Here is a 15656-nt window from a genome sequence, read left to right on the forward strand (position 1 = left end):
GCCCGGTCAGGGACACAGCGGGGCCGCCGCCGCATCGTCACTCGCCCAGAAGGTCTAGGACGATGGTGGGGGGCTGGGTGGGTGTGGTCGTGATGTGGGTGCGCCAGTGGGTTTCGGCGGCGTCGGGGTCGTGGTGCGCGATGAGGTCGAGCAGGTGGGTGTGGTCGTGGTGGTTGTGAGGCGCGGGGTGCGGGGGTGGTGTGTGGGTGTCGAGGATGTGGCGGAGCATCCCGGCGATCATGGTGAGGGTCTGGTTGCCGGCGTGCTCGAGGAGCTGGTGGTGGAAGTGGGCGGGGTCGGGGTGGGTGAGGGCCGTGTGCAGGGCCGTGAGCGTGGCGTCGGTGTGGTGGGTCGCAAGCAGGCGGACGGCCGCGGGTTCGAGCAGGGTGTGGGCGGTGTGGACGTCGGCGAGAGTGGTGTGGCGGTGTTCGAGGACGAGGCCCGCGTAGCGTGCGGCGACCTGGCCGTCGGGAGTGTGGACGCGGGCACCGCCGTGGGCGCCGCGGCGGACGGAGATGAGCGCTTCGGATTCGAGGACGCGGAACGCCTCGCGCAGGGTGGGGCGGGAGACGCCGAACTGCTCCATGAGGACGGCTTCGGGGGGCAGTGCGTCGCCTTCGACGAGTTCGCCGCGGACGATCTGGCGGCGGAGCTGGGCTGCGACGAGCTCGGCGGTCTTGGGCACCCGCACCTGCTGCCCGACCTTGTTCTCGGGCAGCGGGCCGATGCGCGGTGGGCCTGCCGACCCGGCGCCTGTTCCGTCGGCTGCTCCCGCTGTGGCGGATTCGCTGCCGCGCCGGGGTACGCGCAGCGCATGCCCCCCGCGCACTGCACTGATGTTGGCCGGATTCAGTAACGCCATGACGGTGCTCCCCCAGTTCCTCATGCCACCGGCATCCGCGGGTTGACGCGGCCGGCCGCATTGGCGGTGTCCATGTCCACGCTCGTCGTTGAGCAACGGCCGCGCCGGAGGTTCTGGCGCGCCCGCGATGACGTCCGACTGGCCTGGCGGACACCACCGTGGGCGCCGAGCGATCGAAACCCGACGACGACTACAAGGCCCTGACTACAAGGCGTGCTTGTGAAGTTGCATTGTGGCATCAGATGGACTGGGTTGGATGGGCTGGGGAGAATCAGACCACGGTGTAAACCACAAATGGCTTGGCGTAATACGGCCGCGTCGTTACTCAAAGTGGCGAGATCGCAGTGGTCGCCGCCCGGCTCCCGGTGCGTTCCCGGGAGAGTGCCCGGCCCCGGATCCACATGCCGACCGGCATTCGTCGACTGTGGGCGGCCGATGGCCGAGTGGCTTCGGCGACGTCGCCGCCGAAGCCACGCAATCACACAGGGTCGCGCTGCGTGGCTGCCCGGATCGGAGAACGATTTCGGTAGCCACTCCGTTCTCGGCGCGTCGCGGCACTCAGAGTGCCTCCGTCGTCGGCGTGTCGCGCCCGGGGCGGTGGCCGTTGATGTGCTGCGGAACGCGAACGGGCCCGGCGTCGCGGCCGGTGCCACCGCGACGCCGGGCCTCATGCGAACCTGATGCCGGCCTCAGGCAAACCTGCAGGGCCTGCCGTCCTGCAGGGCCTGCCGTCCTGCAGGGCCGGCTGCGCCGGCCGTTCTTTCCGGGTGGGCCGCTGGGCCTGTGTCAGGTCGCCGCGGCGACCTGTTCGTGTGCCTCGATGGTCACCGCCGCGGCGTGGACGACCGAGGCCACCCGGATCGCGTCCTGGATGACCTCCCGGGAGACGTCCCGCTTGCGTAGCTCCTGTTCGTGGGCGGTGAGGCACATACCGCAGCCGTTCACGGCCGAGACGGCCAGCGACCAGAGCTCGAAGTCGACCTTGTCGACGCCCGGGTTGGCGATGGCGTTCATCCGCAGCCCGGCCCGCAGCCTGGAGTACTCCTTGTCCTCCAGCAGATGCATCGTCCGGTAGTAGACGTTGTTCATGGCCATGAGCGCCGCGGCGGTGCGGGCGGCGGTCGCGGCCTCGGGGGTGAGGAACGCCTGGGCCTCGGCCTCCAGCTCCGCCAGTGCGGTGCGGCCGCGGCTGGCGATCGCGGAGGCCAGCACCGTTCCCCACAGCTGCTGGGGGCTCAGGTTGGACTGCGACGTCACCGAACCGAGGTTGAGCCGGATGTCCTTGGCGTAGTCGGGAAGCAGCTCCCGAAGGCGAGCCACCCCCATCAGGCCGCGACCTCCGCGGGGGCCTTGCCACCGCCGAGCGTGGCCTCGCCCTTCTGCCAGTTGCACGGGCACAGCTCGTCGGTCTGCAGGGCGTCGAGCACCCGCAGCACCTCGGCCGGGTTGCGGCCGACGCTGCCCGCGGTGACCATCACGAACTGGACGACGCCGTCCGGGTCGATGATGAAGGTCGCCCGCTGTGCCACACCGTCGTCCCCGAGCACGCCGCAGGCCTGGGTCAGCTCGCGCTTGATGTCCGACAGCATCGGGAACGGCAGCTCGCGCAGGTCCTCGTGGCTCTGCCGCCAGGCGAGGTGGACGTACTCGTTGTCCGTCGACACGCCGAGGACCTGCGCGTCACGGTCGGCGAACTCGCTGTTGAGCCGGCCGAACGCGGCGATCTCGGTCGGGCAGACGAAGGTGAAGTCCTTCGGCCAGAAGAACACGACGCGCCACTGGCCCGGACGGCTGCTGGAGGTCTCCTGCACGAACGCCGTGTCCGGGTTCAGGGAGACGACCCCGGTCAGGTCGTAGGCGGGGAAGACGTCGCCGACGGTCAGCATCCGAACGATCTCCTGTCTCTGGTGCCCCGGGGTGGGGCGACGGGCTCCACTCTTGCGACCGTCTACTCAGAAGGGAAATCGAAAGATTTGGGGAATCTGATAGCTTGAGGCTATGGCTCAACCTCAGCCCACCCTCGCCCAACTCCGGGCGCTGGTGGGTGTGGCGGATCACCGGCACTTCGGTCGGGCGGCGGCCTCGCTGCACGTCAGTCAGCCCACTCTGTCGAGCGCGGTGGCGGCGCTGGAGCGCACGCTCGGCATCCAGCTCGTCGAGCGCACCACCCGCAGTGTGCTGCTGACGCCGGTCGGGGAGGAGATCGTCGCGCGGGCCCGTGGGGTCCTCGGGGCGGTGGACGACATCGCGCAGGTCGCGGTGCGTGCGCAGGTGCCGCTGTCGGGTGATATCCGGCTCGGGGTCATCCCCACCGTGGCGCCCTATCTGCTGCCCCGTCTGCTTCCGCTGCTGCGTGCCCAGCGGCCGCAGGCGAGCCCGAGGCTGCGGGAGGCCCAGACCGCGGCGCTGCTGGAGGAGCTGCGTGGCGGTGCGCTCGACCTGGCGTTGCTCGCGCTGCCGACCGACGAGCCCGGAGTCGCCGAGCTGCCGCTGTACGACGAGGATTTCGTCCTGGTGACACCGGTGGATCATCCGATGGCCGGCGGGGACGGGCTGCCGGTGGCCGCGCTCGGTGGCCAGGAGCTGCTGCTGCTGGAGGACGGGCACTGCTTCCGGGCCCAGGCTCTCGATGTGTGCCGGGAGGCGGGGGCGCGGGAGCGCAGCGCGTTGCGTGCCGCGAGCCTGTCGACGATCGTGCAGATGGTCGCCGGTGGGCTGGGGCTCACACTGGTCCCCGCGGCCGCGGTGGGCGTCGAGGTGGGGGCAGGGCGTGGCCTCGCGACGGCGACCTTCTGCACCCCGGCGCCCCGCCGCCGGATCGGGCTCGCGTATCGGGCGACGTCCGCCCGGGTGGCCGAATGGAGTCTGCTCGCCGCCGAGATCCGCGCGGCGCTGCCGGGAACCGGCCTGCCGGTGACACCGGCCGCGCTGACGGCGGGTTCCTGACGCATCCGAGGGGTATCGCCGGCAACGGATTTCGTCTCCGTCGGCGTGGTTTTCCTTCGGATTCTCGCCTCGTCGGCCGACGTCTTCGGTTGTCGCGATTTCTGATGTGCCGATTCCCGCCACCGGCCCACGATCTCGATCTCGATCGAGATCGTGGCGCGTATCCCGACGGCCGTCCTGGTGGGCCCGTGCCGGTCGGACTCGGATGGTGACCGATGGGTCGTTCCGTCCTCGTTCCGTCCTCGTTCCGTCCCCGGACGGGTGGCTGCCCGGGGCCTGCGGCGCTATCGGCCGCCTGACGATCCGAGGCGCGATTAGGGCGATTAGTCACGGTTTAAACTGGTTCTCTGCGGGTAGGGGAGGCGTGCTGGCGGTGGCTGCGGCTTGCCTTGGCCGGCACGCAGGCGTCGTCCCTGCCCGCGGTGCAGCGGGGGGAGGGTGACCGTCCGCGGATCTGGCCCGCATGGAATCCGCCATGCGTGGTGGACCGCGCCCGAACAGGTTCGGAGCCGACTGTGAACAGGCCCGATGTGAACAGGCGAGGCCGCGGGGTGCCCGTGGAGCCGAGGATTCCCGTGCGTGGGATTCATCTGCGCGGCATGACAAATCATGACATCCCGCCCGGAATAAATCGGGCCCGGGTGAGCAGCGGTGATACGCCCAGGACATATCCCCGTAACCCGTCGGCCCTAGTGTAGGTATTCATGAGCGACGCGCGGATTGCGGCGGTCGGTGTAGAAGAAGAATTTCACATCCTCGATCTCGAAACGCGGCGACTCGTTCCGCGGGCCGCCGAGATACTGCGGGGGCTCCCCGACGACCAGTTCTCCCAGGAGCTGCTGAAGTCCGTCGTCGAGACGAACAGCAGGCCGTGCACCGACTTGGCCGACCTGCGGGCGGACCTGGTCGACCTGCGTCGTCGCCTCGCCGCCGTCGCGGAGCCGCTCGGCCTGGGCCCGGCGGGCGCCGGAACCGTACCGATCTCCACCCAGGCCCACGACGTCTCACCGGACCCGCGATACCTGCAGATGGCGGAGGAATACCAGCTCCTCGCCCGCGAGCAGCTCATCTGCGGCGCTCAGGTCCACGTCGACGTGGCTGATCGGGACCTGGCGATGGCGGTCACCTCCTGGGTGGCACCGTGGCTGCCGATGCTGCTCGCGCTCTCGGCCTCCTCACCGTTCTGGAACGGCGAGGACAGCGGCTACGCGAGTATGCGGACGATGGTCTGGCAACGATGGCCCACCGCCGGCGTCGCCGGCCCGTTCCAGACCGCCGCGGAATACGACCAGCTGGTGGCGGACCTGGTCAAGACCGGTGTCATCAGCGACCCCGGAATGGTCTATTTCGACGTCCGGCCCTCGGCGCATCTGCCCACGGTCGAGCTGCGTATCTGCGACGCCTGCCCGGATGTGGACACCGTGATCCTGATCGCCGGCCTGTTCCGAGCGCTGGTGTGCCGGGCGATCGACTCCATCACGGCAGGCGACCCGGCGCCACCGCCCCGCGGCGAGCTGCTGCGGGCGGCCACCTGGCGGGCGGCCCGCTCCGGTATCGAGGGCGACCTGGTCGACACATCCGGCGCCGGCAGCGTGCCGGCGGAGGAGCTGCTGCGGCGGCTGCTGGCCGAGGTGCGTCCCGAGCTTGAGCAGCTCGGAGACTGGGAGCTGGTGGGGCATCTGGCCGAAGCCGCGGTCGGGCACGGCAGCGCCGCCTCCCGCCAGCGCCGGGCCCACGCCCGCCGCGGGCTGCTGACGGATGTGGCCGACCTGCTGCTGACCGAGACCCGCGAGTCGCCGTCCGCGGCGACGGATCCGTTCGACGGGGTCGGCACCCGCGGCATTGCTGGTGCTGCTGGTGTTGGTGGTGCTGCTGCTGGTTTCGGTGGCGCCGTGGCGTTGCCGCCGCCGGCGGCCCGGGCCGCGCGCTCCCTCCTCGGCCAGTACCGGCCGGCCGGGTTCGACGAGGTCATGTCGGTCGAGGACGGTGTGCGGCCCGCGTACCGCGCCGTCGCGCGTGCCCTGGAACGCCTGGGGCCGGCCGTGCTCGCGGAGCGCGGCGAGGCCATGCAGGGCGAGCAGGTGGAACGCGGCGTGGTCTTCCGCGTCGACGGCGAGCAACGCCCGTTCCCGTTTGACCTGGTGCCACGGATCGTCGCCGCGGCCGACTGGGAGCGGCTGCAGGCCGGGCTGACCCAGCGGGTACGGGCATTGGAGGCCTTTCTGCGCGACACGTACTCCGAACGGGCCGCGGTCGCCGACGGCGTCATCCCGCCGTGGGTGGTCAACGACTCTCCGGGCCTGCGGCACACCGGTCGGGTGCTGTCCCGCGACGGCGCACCGCTGTCCGGTGGGGCCCGGGCGACGGTGGCGGGCATCGACCTCGTCCGCGGCGGCGACGGGGGATGGCTCGTGCTGGAGGACAACCTGCGGGTGCCCTCCGGGGTCGCCTACGCGATCGAGGCCCGGCAGCTGACGCGTTCGGCGTTGCCCGAGCTCAGCCCGCCGGGTGCCATCCTGAGCGTCAGCACGGTGCCCGCACTTCTGCACGAGGCACTGGTCGCCGCGGCGCCGCCGGCGGTGCACGGCGAGCCCGCGGTGGCCGTGCTCACCACCGGGCCGCGGGACTCGGCCTACTACGAGCACACCTTCCTCGCCGAGGAGATGGGGGTGCCGCTGCTGACCCCGACGGACATCCTGGTCGACGACGACATCCTGTACGCCGTGCCGGGTGGACGGGGCCGGCGCCGGCGTGTCGACGTCCTGTACCGGCGGGTTGACGAGGACGAGCTGCTCGGGCTGCCCGGCGCGGACGGGGCGCCGCTCGGGCCGGGTCTGCTGCGGGCCGTCCGTGCTGGCACGCTGGCGCTGGCGAACGCGCTGGGCAACGGCGTCGCCGACGACAAGGTGGTGTACGCCTTCGTCGCCCGGATGATCACCTATTACCTGGGTGAGCAGCCCCTGCTCGACGATGTCCCGACCTACGTCTGCGGGGACCCCGACCAACGCGACCACGTCCTGGAGAACCTCGACCGGCTGGTCGTCAAGCCTGTCGACGGCTACGGCGGTGCCGGTGTCGTGATCGGCCCGGCCGCCGAGCCCGCGGAGCTGGCCCAGGCCCGCGCGGGCATCCTGGCCGACCCGCGGGGCTGGATCGGCCAGGAGGTCGTGTCACTGTCGACTCACCCGACCTGGGTGGACGGCGAGCTCGCGCCCTGTGCGGTGGATCTGCGGGCTTTCGTCTACGCCGGGCGGGAGACGATCGTCGCCCCGGCGGCGCTCAGCCGAGTGGCACCGGTCGGCAGCCTGATCGTCAACTCCTCGCGCGGGGGCGGTTCCAAGGACACCTGGCTGCTTCGGTCCTGACACCCCGAGGCTTCGGGTCACTGTGGTGTTGCGCACAGCAACACCGCTGTCATCGTGGTGAAACCTCGGCCCACGAAGGTGGGTGGCGCGGTAGGCGCCGCGTCACCCACTGATCGCACCTGGCGCGCGTCTACCTGTGACCTTCGCCGACTTCGGTGACTTCGGTGACCTGGATGCGTGGACCAGGCCGAGGGGGAGCAGAACGACCGTCTGACCGACCGATCGACGGGAGCTGGAACATGTGCGGGCTGAGCGGTGAGCTGAGGTTCGACGGCCGCGGGGCGGACGTCGCCGCGGTGGGGCGGATGACCGCCGCGATGGTCGCGCGCGGCCCGGACGGGGTCGGCACCTGGTCGGCGGGCCCGGTGGCCTTCGGTCACCGCCGACTGAAGATCATCGATCTTTCCGAGCGGGGCGCCCAGCCCATGGTCGACACCGCGCTCGGGCTCACGGCGGTGTTCAACGGCTGCATCTACAACTACCAGGAGCTGCGCGACCGGCTGGTCGACGCCGGGTACGGCTTCTTCTCCACCTCCGACACGGAGGTGATCCTCAAGGCCTACCACCACTGGGGCGCCCGCTGCGTCGACCACTTCGCCGGCATGTTCGCCTTCGCCGTCTACGAGCGCGACACCGGCCGGCTGGTCCTCGCCCGCGACCGGCTCGGGATCAAACCGCTCTACGTGACGCGGGACGCGCGCCGACTGCGGTTCGCCTCCAGCCTGCCGGCCCTGCTCGCCGGCGGCGAGGTGTCCTCCGACATCGACCTGGTCGCCTTCCACCACTACCTGTCGTTCCACGCCGTGGTGCCGCCGCCGCACACCATCCTCACGGACGTCCGCAAACTCCCGCAGGCCACCATCCGGATCGTCGAGGCGGACGGCACCACTCGCGACGAGGTGTACTGGCGCCCCGACTTCACCCGCCGCCCGGAGCACGCCGCCTGGACGGCGCGGGACTGGCAGGACGCGATCGGTGAACGGCTGCGCATCGCCGTGCGCCGGCGCATGGTCGCGGATGTGCCGGTCGGCGTGCTGCTCTCCGGCGGGCTCGACTCCAGTCTCATCGTCGCTCTGCTCGCCGAGGCCGGACAGCGTGACCTGGCCACGTTCAGCGTCGGTTTCGAGGACGTCGGTGGCGAGTCCGGGGACGAGTTCCACTATTCGGACATCATCGCCCGCCGCTTCGGCACCGACCATCACCAGATCCGGGTGCCCGGCAGCGGGCTGCTGCCGGCGATCGACGCGGCCGTCACCGCGATGAGTGAGCCGATGGTCAGCCACGACTGCGTCGCGTTCTACCTGCTCTCCCAGGAGGTGGCCCGGCACGTCAAGGTCGTGCAGTCCGGGCAGGGCGCGGACGAGGTGTTCGCCGGCTACGCCTGGTACCCGCCACTGGCCGCGGTACCGCGTGGCGACGCCGTGGACGCCTATCTGAGGGTCTTCGCCGACCGCCCACACGCCGATCTGCCGGAGATGGTCGAGGCGCACCATCTCATCGAGGCCGACGCGAGCCGCCACCTCGTCGCCGAACGGTTCGCCGAGCCGGGTGCGGAGACGTCCGTCGATGCCGCGCTGCGCCTCGACTCCACGGTGATGCTGGTCGACGACCCGGTGAAGCGGGTCGACAACATGACCATGGCCGCCGGTCTGGAGGCCCGCACCCCGTTCCTCGACCACGAGCTGGTGGAGCTGGCCGCGGCCTGCCCGCCCGAGCTGAAGCTCGCCTCCGGCGGCAAGGGCGTGCTCAAGGACCTCAGCCGACCGTTGATGCCGGTGGACGTCATCGACCGTCCGAAGGGATACTTCCCGGTCCCGGCCATCCGCCATCTCGACGGCCCGTTCCTGGAGCGGGTGGCCGACGCGCTGACGGACCCGGCCGCACGGGCCCGTGGGCTGTTCCGCAAGGACTGGATCGAGACGATGCTCGCCGAGCCGAACTCGAACCGCACAACGTTGGGAGCCAACGCGCTCTGGCAGGCCGCCCTGCTGGAGATGTGGTTGCAGACACAGGGGGTGTGAATGCTCCGTCCGGTCGAGTCGGTCTCCACCGGCATTCCGCTTCAGCCCGCCGCACCGCGGTCGGAGCAGGACGCAGTGGACGTCGCGCAGCACGCGGCGGAGGTCACTCAGCTCGCGGTTGGTGCTGGGCGACAAACGGCGGGCCCCGGGCAGGCCACGGCAGGCGCCGAGACCGACCTTCCCTGGCAGCGGCCCGGCTGCGGCCCACGTGACCTGGTCGACGAATGGGCCGCGCCGCCGAGCGTGCGCGGGGCGTCGCCCGGCCCGGACGGTGCCCTTGCCTTCGTCGGCGACCGCACCGGGATCCCCGCACTGTGGATCCGCGAGAGGGACGGCACCGAACGGGCCGTCGACACCGGCCCCGGCCAGGTGCGGTCCGTGTTGTGGTCTCCTGACGGAACGTGGATCGCCCTGGTCGTAGCGCCAGGCGGCGGGGAACGCACCGAGGTCCACGTGGTCCGGCCCGACGGCACAGGCCTGTGCCATCTGGCCGGCGGGCATGCGGCGGGCACCGCGGAACCGTCGGCGGCGACCGCGGTCCGGTGGGTTGCGGGCGGCCGGCTTCTGCTGATCACCGAATCCGTCCGATCCGGCCTCACCCATGCTCTCGCCGTCGATCTGTCGGGCCATCGTCGTCACCTCGCGGTCGGACTGGCCCTGCAGGTCTGCGCCGTGCACGAGGAAGCGCAAGGTCCGGGTGACGCTGACGGCCGGTTGTCGTTGCTGCTGCGGGAGGGCCCGCGTGGAGCTCGGCGGATCCTGCTGAGCCGGGTCGCGGTCCCCGACTTCGCGGTCGCTGCCCCAGCAGTGGCCGCGACCGTACCGGCGTCCGAGCAGCCGGGGCCAGCTACCGAGGTGCTGCTGCCCGCCACCGAGGTGCTGCTGCCCTCGGCCGCGGTGGCGGCCCGCTTCGTGGTTCCCGGTGGCACCGCCACCACCGTCGCCGGCACGTTCACCGCCGACGGTTCCAGCGTGCTGCTCGCCAGCGACCTGGGGCGGGAGCGGGCGGGCCTGCTGGAGGTCATCCCGCGCCCCGACGGCACCCCTGGCTCGGTGCGGCTGCTGATCGGGCGCGACGACGCCGACCTGGAACGCTTCATCCTGGTCGACCCGACCACGGCCGTGCTGAGCTGGAACGTCGGCGGACGCAGCGAGCTGGTGCTGTTCGACCTCGCGAACGACGTGACCCGAACCCTGCCGTCGCCTCCGAGAGAGGTGGTCACCCGCCTTCTGAGCAGCCCCGATGGATCCACGCTGATCCTGGGACTCGCGGGGTCCACCACCCCCGGTGAGGTGTGGACGCTGGATCTGGCACAGGCGGGAGTAGCGGAGCAGGGCCAAGGCCTGGCTCCGGGTGATACACACGCGGCGGAGGGGCCCGCCTACCGATGTCTGGTCTCCCACACACCGACGGCTTACCCCACGGTTGAGCTCGCGTCGGTTGAGCCCGCCTCCGTCGACGGTGTGCTGGACCGGTCGGCGTTGGCGGCCGAGTCCGTCGGCTACCGGCTGGTCCGCCCGATCTCCCACCGCTTCGGTGCCCACGACGGGCTGGAACTGAGCGGCTGGTGGTATCGCCCGCCTGTCGGCCCGGGCCCGGTGCCGACGCTGCTGTACTTCCACGGTGGCCCGGAGGCGCAGGAACGCCCTGTGCTGAACCCGCTGTTCCACGCGCTGCTCGCACGGGGCATCGCCGTCTTCGCACCGAACGTGCGGGGCTCGACCGGGTTCGGCCGGTCCTTCGAGGAGGCCGACCACCTGGAGCGGCGGTTCGCCGGAATCGCCGACGTCGCCAGCGCCGTCACCTATCTGGTGGATGAGGGCCTGGCGGCCCCGGGCCGGATCGGGGTGGCGGGCCGCTCCTACGGCGGCTACCTGACGCTGGCCGCGCTCGTCGGGTTTCCCGAGCTGTTCGCCGTGGGCGTCGACGTGTGCGGCATGGTGGACCTGGAGACCTTCTATCAGCACACCGAGCCGTGGATCGCCGCACCTGCCGTCACCAAGTACGGGGATCCGGTTGCCGATCGTGATCTCCTGCGGGCGCTCTCGCCATTGCACCGGATGGACGCACTCGCGGCTCCGCTCATGGTCGTGCACGGCGACCACGACACCAATGTCCCGGTGTTCGAGGCCGAGCAGACTGTCGCCGCCGCGCGGGCTCGCGGGGTGCCGTGTGAGTACCTGCTCTTTTCGGGAGAGGGGCACGAGGTCTCCGAGCGGGGTAACAGGCTCGCCTTCGTTCGCGCCGTGGTGGAGTTCGTGGCAGCCCACCTGGTGACCGCGGATGTGCCGGAGACCCTCGGCGAGGCGGTCTGAGGCGCGCGGTCGCGGCTACCCGGGCCTCCACCGGGGGTGTGTCCGGGCTTCTCCCGCCTCGTGGGGGAGCCCGTCCACACATCGCGCGATGGAGCTGTAACAATGAGTAATGTGAAGATAGAGGAGCTGGAGGCCGAACGTACCTGGCTCGCGTTCGATCCCATGAGGCAGCTGCGGCCTCACCTGACTTCGGCCGGTTTCGTCCGGCTGGTGAACGAGGAACAGCGGCCGCAGGGGTACCGGCTGGTGGGCTCGTGGGACGGTGAGTCGGGCCGCGTCGTCGCGGCCGCCGGGTTCCGGGAGAGCAGTTCCCTGGCCTATGGCAGGCATCTGCTCGTGGATGACCTGACGACGATGCCGAACATGCGTGGGCGCGGTCATGCCACCCGGCTGCTCGCCTGGGTCGAACGCGAGGCGCGCCGCCTGGGCTGCGCGCAGATCCACCTCGACGCCGGCACCCACCGCCATGACGCGCATCGGCTCTTCCTCCGTACCGGCTTCACGATCCCGTCCTTCCACTTCGCCCGCCGTCTTTGAGCGGTGTGAGGCGGGATGGGATCCTTCGAGATCGCTGGGGTCTGCCCTGCTCGTCGGCCGAGCCCTCTCGTGGGGGACGCGGTCCCCGTGGCCCTTCCCCGACGCCAGGTCAGCGACCCGGCCGGCGAGCCCGTCGTAGTTCGCCGTGCCCGAGTACGCCACCCGGCTGCTGGCCGCAGGCGCCCGTGGGACCGGCTACCTGCTCAAGGAACGGGTCCTGCATCCCGACCATCTCAGCCGGACGCTGCACCGGCTGGCCGCCGGCGGCACGGTGATCGACCCGGACGTCGTGGGTGAGCTCGTCGGCTCGGTACACCGGGTCGATCCGCTGGACCGGCGGACAACCGGCGGGTCCTGGCGGTCCTCGCCTGTCTCCAGCGGCGCTGAACCCGCCGGCCCTGTCGTTGTCCGCCTGCAGCTGCTGTCCGCCTGCAGCTGCAGGCCGCTGGTAGCTGCTGTCCACCGCCGCCGGTTGCTGGTGCCCGCTTGCGGTTGTTGCCTGCTTGCGGCGCGCCAGCCTTCGACGCCGCGCGTCGTGGCTGTGGCGGGCCGGTCGGGATCGCCGCCGGTTGAGATCCAGCCGCCGGTCGAGATGTCGAGATCCGGCCGCTGGTCCGGATTCAGCCGCGGTTCTAGAACCAGCCGCGGCGGGCGCCGAGGGCCTGCAGCTGCTGGTGCAGCGCGCCGGCCATGGCGTGGCGGTCGGTGTCGTGGTGGCCGACCCGGAAGCGGCTGAGCTGGTCGCCGCCGGAGTGCAGCAGCCCACCGCGGCGGTCGGCCTCCAGCACGACGTCCATGCCCGCGCCGTCGACGAGGAAGGTGACCTCCAGTTCCTTGATCCGGTTGGCGTACTCCCCGGACGGCTTCAGCTCGATCTCCTGGTAGAAGGGCAGGTCCGAGCCGTGCACGTGGCCTTTCTCGACGTCGGCGGAGTGGAAGTGGAAGCCGAGGTCGCCGAGCGCGGCGAGCACCGTCTCCTGCACCGGCAGCGGATGCACGGCCACCGGGTCGAGGTCACCCGGGTCGAGTGCGCCGGGGATCGACAGCGTGGTGCGCACGCCGATCTTCATGCCGTGCAGATGCCAGCCGGCGACGTCGGTGATGGGTGTCTGCCAGGGCACCGGCAGCTCGAAGCGGCCGGACTGCTTCTCGCCGGGCCGGATCACGAACCCGCCGCCGATCTGCTGGGTGCCGAAGGTGACCTGCTCGTGCCAGGTGGAGTCCTCGGTCTCGACCTCGACGGTCGCCTCCAGCGCGACGAGCACCCGTTCGATCTCCTGGTCGACCGAGCCACCGGTGATCGTGGTCAGCCCGGTCACCACCGCACCGGGCAGTGCGTCCGGACGATCCAGCACCGTCTCCACCTCGGCGGCGCCGACACCGAGCCGCGACATGAACCGCTTCATTCCCATGGCTGTTCCGTCCCCTTGTCACTGGATGGGTTGTCACTGGATGTGTTCTCCGGTGGAACGCAGGCGGGTGCGTCCCATGCCATCACATAGCTGTAGCAGGTACGCGGCGCCTGATCGCGCCAGGTCATGGACCAGACACCCCGGGCTGGCCGGGAATCCATACGCCTGACGAGAAATCATCTCGACACGGTGCGACACGGTGCGACACGGTGCGACGGGGTGCGACACGTCGTGTGTCGAATCGTCCGTGGGCGTCGGGATGTGGGCGCGTGGAGTCAGTGAACTACGCCGCCGATGGCTCGACATGGTGGATTTCTCGACCCACCTGGAGGACGGTGAGCCTATGGGGCGAGCAACAACGCGACGTCGGGTCATGCGGGTGACTCTGGGGACGGAGCCGACGTCGCGACCCGACACCATCGTCGGGGAGGAACCGCTGGAGATCCGGGTGGGCGGGCACCCGCTGGCCGTCACGATGCGGACGCCCGGCGACGACATGGATCTCGCGATGGGCTTCCTGCTCGGTGAGGGCCTGATCGCGACCGCCGCCGACATCGCGGGCATGCGCTACTGCGCCGGCAGCGAGGGTTCCGTCGACGACGAGGGGCGCCTCACCTACAACGTGCTGGATGTGACACTCGCGCCGGGCGTGCCCGAGCCCGATGTGGACCTGCGGCGCAACTTCTACACCACCAGTTCGTGCGGGGTGTGCGGGCGGGCGAGCATCGACGCGGTCCGCCTGCGCGGGCGCTACGAGATCGGCGCCGACCCGGTGCGGATCACCGCCGAGGTCCTGGTCGACCTGCCGGGACGTCTGCGCCGTGCGCAGCGACTGTTCGCCGCGACGGGCGGGCTGCACGCCGCGGCCCTGGCGGACGTCGACGGTGAGGTCCTGGTGGTGCGTGAGGATGTCGGGAGGCACAACGCGGTCGACAAGGTCGTCGGCTGGGCGGCCCGGGCGGGCCGGGTGCCGCTGCGGGGCCATGTGCTGCTGGTGAGCGGCCGGGCGTCCTTCGAACTGGTGCAGAAGGCGCTGCTCGCCGGCATCCCGGTGCTGGCGGCCGTGTCGGCGCCGTCCGCGCTCGCGGTGGACCTGGCGGAGGAGTGCGGGATGACTCTCGCCGGCTTCGTCCGCGGATCGTCGATGAACCTGTACACGGGTGCGCACCGGGTGATCCTGCCCGCGGTGGCCGCCGCCCGCTAGCCCGCTCGCCAGCCCGCCCGGAAGTTGGAAAACCGTCGTGCGATGGGATTATGGGCGGGCGATGACAGGCTGGCCGGCGGTGGCCGGTCGGCCCGCCGGAACCACCCGATAACATCTCCAACCGTGACCTGCATCGTCGGTGTGGAGCACGACGGACGGGTCGTGATCGGGGGAGACAGTGCTGGCGTCGCCGGCTGGTCGATCACGGTCCGTGCGGACACGAAGGTCTTTCGTAACGGCGAGTTCATCATGGGGTTCACGGATTCGTTCCGGATGGGCCAGCTGCTGCGTTACAGCCTCGTTCCGCCCGTTCCTCACACCTGGGACCTTGACCGCTTCATGGCCACCGAGTTCGTCTCGGTCGTCCGGGACTGCCTGAGGGAGGGGGGCTACGCGCGCAACGACGCCGGCAACGAGTCGGGCGGCCAGTTCCTGGTCGGTATCCGGGGTCAGCTCTACCGGATCGATTCCGACTACCAGATTGGCCGGACCGTCGACAACTACGATGCCGCCGGCTGCGGCGAGGAGTATGCGCGCGGGTCGCTGCACAGCACCATCGGCGAGGAGCCGGAGGAGCGGGTCCGCAAGGCGCTGGAAGCGGCGGCGCACCATTCCACCGGTGTCTGCCCGCCTTTCCACATCATCTCCGACGACGGCACCCATCGCGACGGCGGCGACATCGACGACCGCACGACCTTCTGAGCCTGCGCGGGCGAGATACCGCAGGAGCGCGTCCCGTCCGCGTCCGAGCACCGGTGCCCGGACGCGGACGGCGCCATCGCACGTCCGGCAGCGAGCCGCACCCCTGCCGTGGCAGGAGTTCTGTGACCCCTCGTGAATTCCGCTCTTGGCGGGTATCGTCGCGGAATACGGCACTACGCTTCGCTCTGCGGAACACCTGGGAGCTGGAACGTGCCAAGCAGAAGTATGCATGCTGGTCGCCGCAGCCGTCTGTCTGACGACCGCACTGCGGCCCTCTGTTGCTTCTGGGCG

12 protein-coding genes are annotated in these 15656 nt (G+C 70.8%); 7 read left to right on the top strand and 5 right to left on the bottom strand.

From position 1 onward, the window contains the following. Positions 1 to 37 precede the first annotated feature (37 nt). The 3 genes from ACG83_RS16665 to ACG83_RS16675 form a co-directional block, all read right to left on the bottom strand. Positions 38 to 862, bottom strand: coding sequence for a FadR/GntR family transcriptional regulator (locus ACG83_RS16665; protein ID WP_054567071.1), 825 nt, complete (start codon positions 860 to 862; stop codon positions 38 to 40). Positions 863 to 1648: 786 nt separating this feature from the next. Beyond that, positions 1649 to 2188, bottom strand: a complete 540-nt coding sequence (locus tag ACG83_RS16670; RefSeq protein ID WP_054567072.1) for a carboxymuconolactone decarboxylase family protein — start codon at positions 2186 to 2188, stop codon at positions 1649 to 1651. After that, positions 2188 to 2748, bottom strand: coding sequence for a peroxiredoxin (locus ACG83_RS16675; protein WP_006539284.1), 561 nt, complete (start codon positions 2746 to 2748; stop codon positions 2188 to 2190). The genes ACG83_RS16670 and ACG83_RS16675 overlap by 1 nt, the downstream gene beginning before the upstream one ends. Positions 2749 to 2860: 112 nt before the next feature. On the opposite strand from ACG83_RS16675, the gene ACG83_RS16680 reads away from it, so the two are divergent. The 5 genes from ACG83_RS16680 (at position 2861) to ACG83_RS16700 (ending at position 12047) form a co-directional block, all read left to right on the top strand. Next, entirely contained in the window at positions 2861 to 3808 is a 948-nt protein-coding gene (locus tag ACG83_RS16680) for a LysR substrate-binding domain-containing protein (protein ID WP_054567073.1), read from the top strand. 704 nt (positions 3809 to 4512) lie between these two features. Beyond that, entirely contained in the window at positions 4513 to 7173 is a 2661-nt protein-coding gene (locus ACG83_RS16685) for a carboxylate--amine ligase/circularly permuted type 2 ATP-grasp protein (protein ID WP_054567074.1), read from the top strand. A 239-nt stretch (positions 7174 to 7412) separates the two neighbouring features. Continuing rightward, on the top strand, positions 7413 to 9194 hold the full coding sequence (locus ACG83_RS16690; RefSeq protein ID WP_054567075.1) for an N-acetylglutaminylglutamine amidotransferase: 1782 nt from the start codon (positions 7413 to 7415) through the stop codon (positions 9192 to 9194). After that, entirely contained in the window at positions 9195 to 11510 is a 2316-nt protein-coding gene (locus ACG83_RS16695) for a prolyl oligopeptidase family serine peptidase (RefSeq protein WP_054567076.1), read from the top strand. A gap of 111 nt (positions 11511 to 11621) precedes the next feature. Beyond that, entirely contained in the window at positions 11622 to 12047 is a 426-nt protein-coding gene (locus tag ACG83_RS16700; RefSeq protein WP_050795763.1) for a GNAT family N-acetyltransferase, read from the top strand. A gap of 109 nt (positions 12048 to 12156) precedes the next feature. On the opposite strand, the gene ACG83_RS16705 is transcribed toward ACG83_RS16700, so the two are convergent. After that, positions 12157 to 12363, bottom strand: coding sequence for a hypothetical protein (locus tag ACG83_RS16705; RefSeq protein WP_054567077.1), 207 nt, complete (start codon positions 12361 to 12363; stop codon positions 12157 to 12159). Between the two features lie 316 nt (positions 12364 to 12679). Next, the gene (locus tag ACG83_RS16710) at positions 12680 to 13459 is read right to left on the bottom strand and encodes a sporulation protein (protein WP_054567078.1); all 780 of its coding nucleotides are present in this window, start codon (positions 13457 to 13459) and stop codon (positions 12680 to 12682) included. A gap of 343 nt (positions 13460 to 13802) precedes the next feature. Between ACG83_RS16710 and fdhD the strand changes: the two genes are divergently transcribed. Both fdhD and ACG83_RS16720 read left to right on the top strand, forming a co-directional pair. Then, the gene (gene fdhD, locus ACG83_RS16715) at positions 13803 to 14663 is read left to right on the top strand and encodes a formate dehydrogenase accessory sulfurtransferase FdhD (RefSeq protein ID WP_076831141.1); all 861 of its coding nucleotides are present in this window, start codon (positions 13803 to 13805) and stop codon (positions 14661 to 14663) included. Positions 14664 to 14786: 123 nt separating this feature from the next. Next, the gene (locus ACG83_RS16720; protein ID WP_054567080.1) at positions 14787 to 15365 is read left to right on the top strand and encodes a hypothetical protein; all 579 of its coding nucleotides are present in this window, start codon (positions 14787 to 14789) and stop codon (positions 15363 to 15365) included. The last annotated feature ends 291 nt before the right edge of the window (positions 15366 to 15656 follow it).

Origin of the sequence: Frankia sp. R43, from assembly GCF_001306465.1 — a bacterium.
GTDB lineage: Bacteria > Actinomycetota > Actinomycetes > Frankiales > Frankiaceae > Parafrankia > Parafrankia irregularis.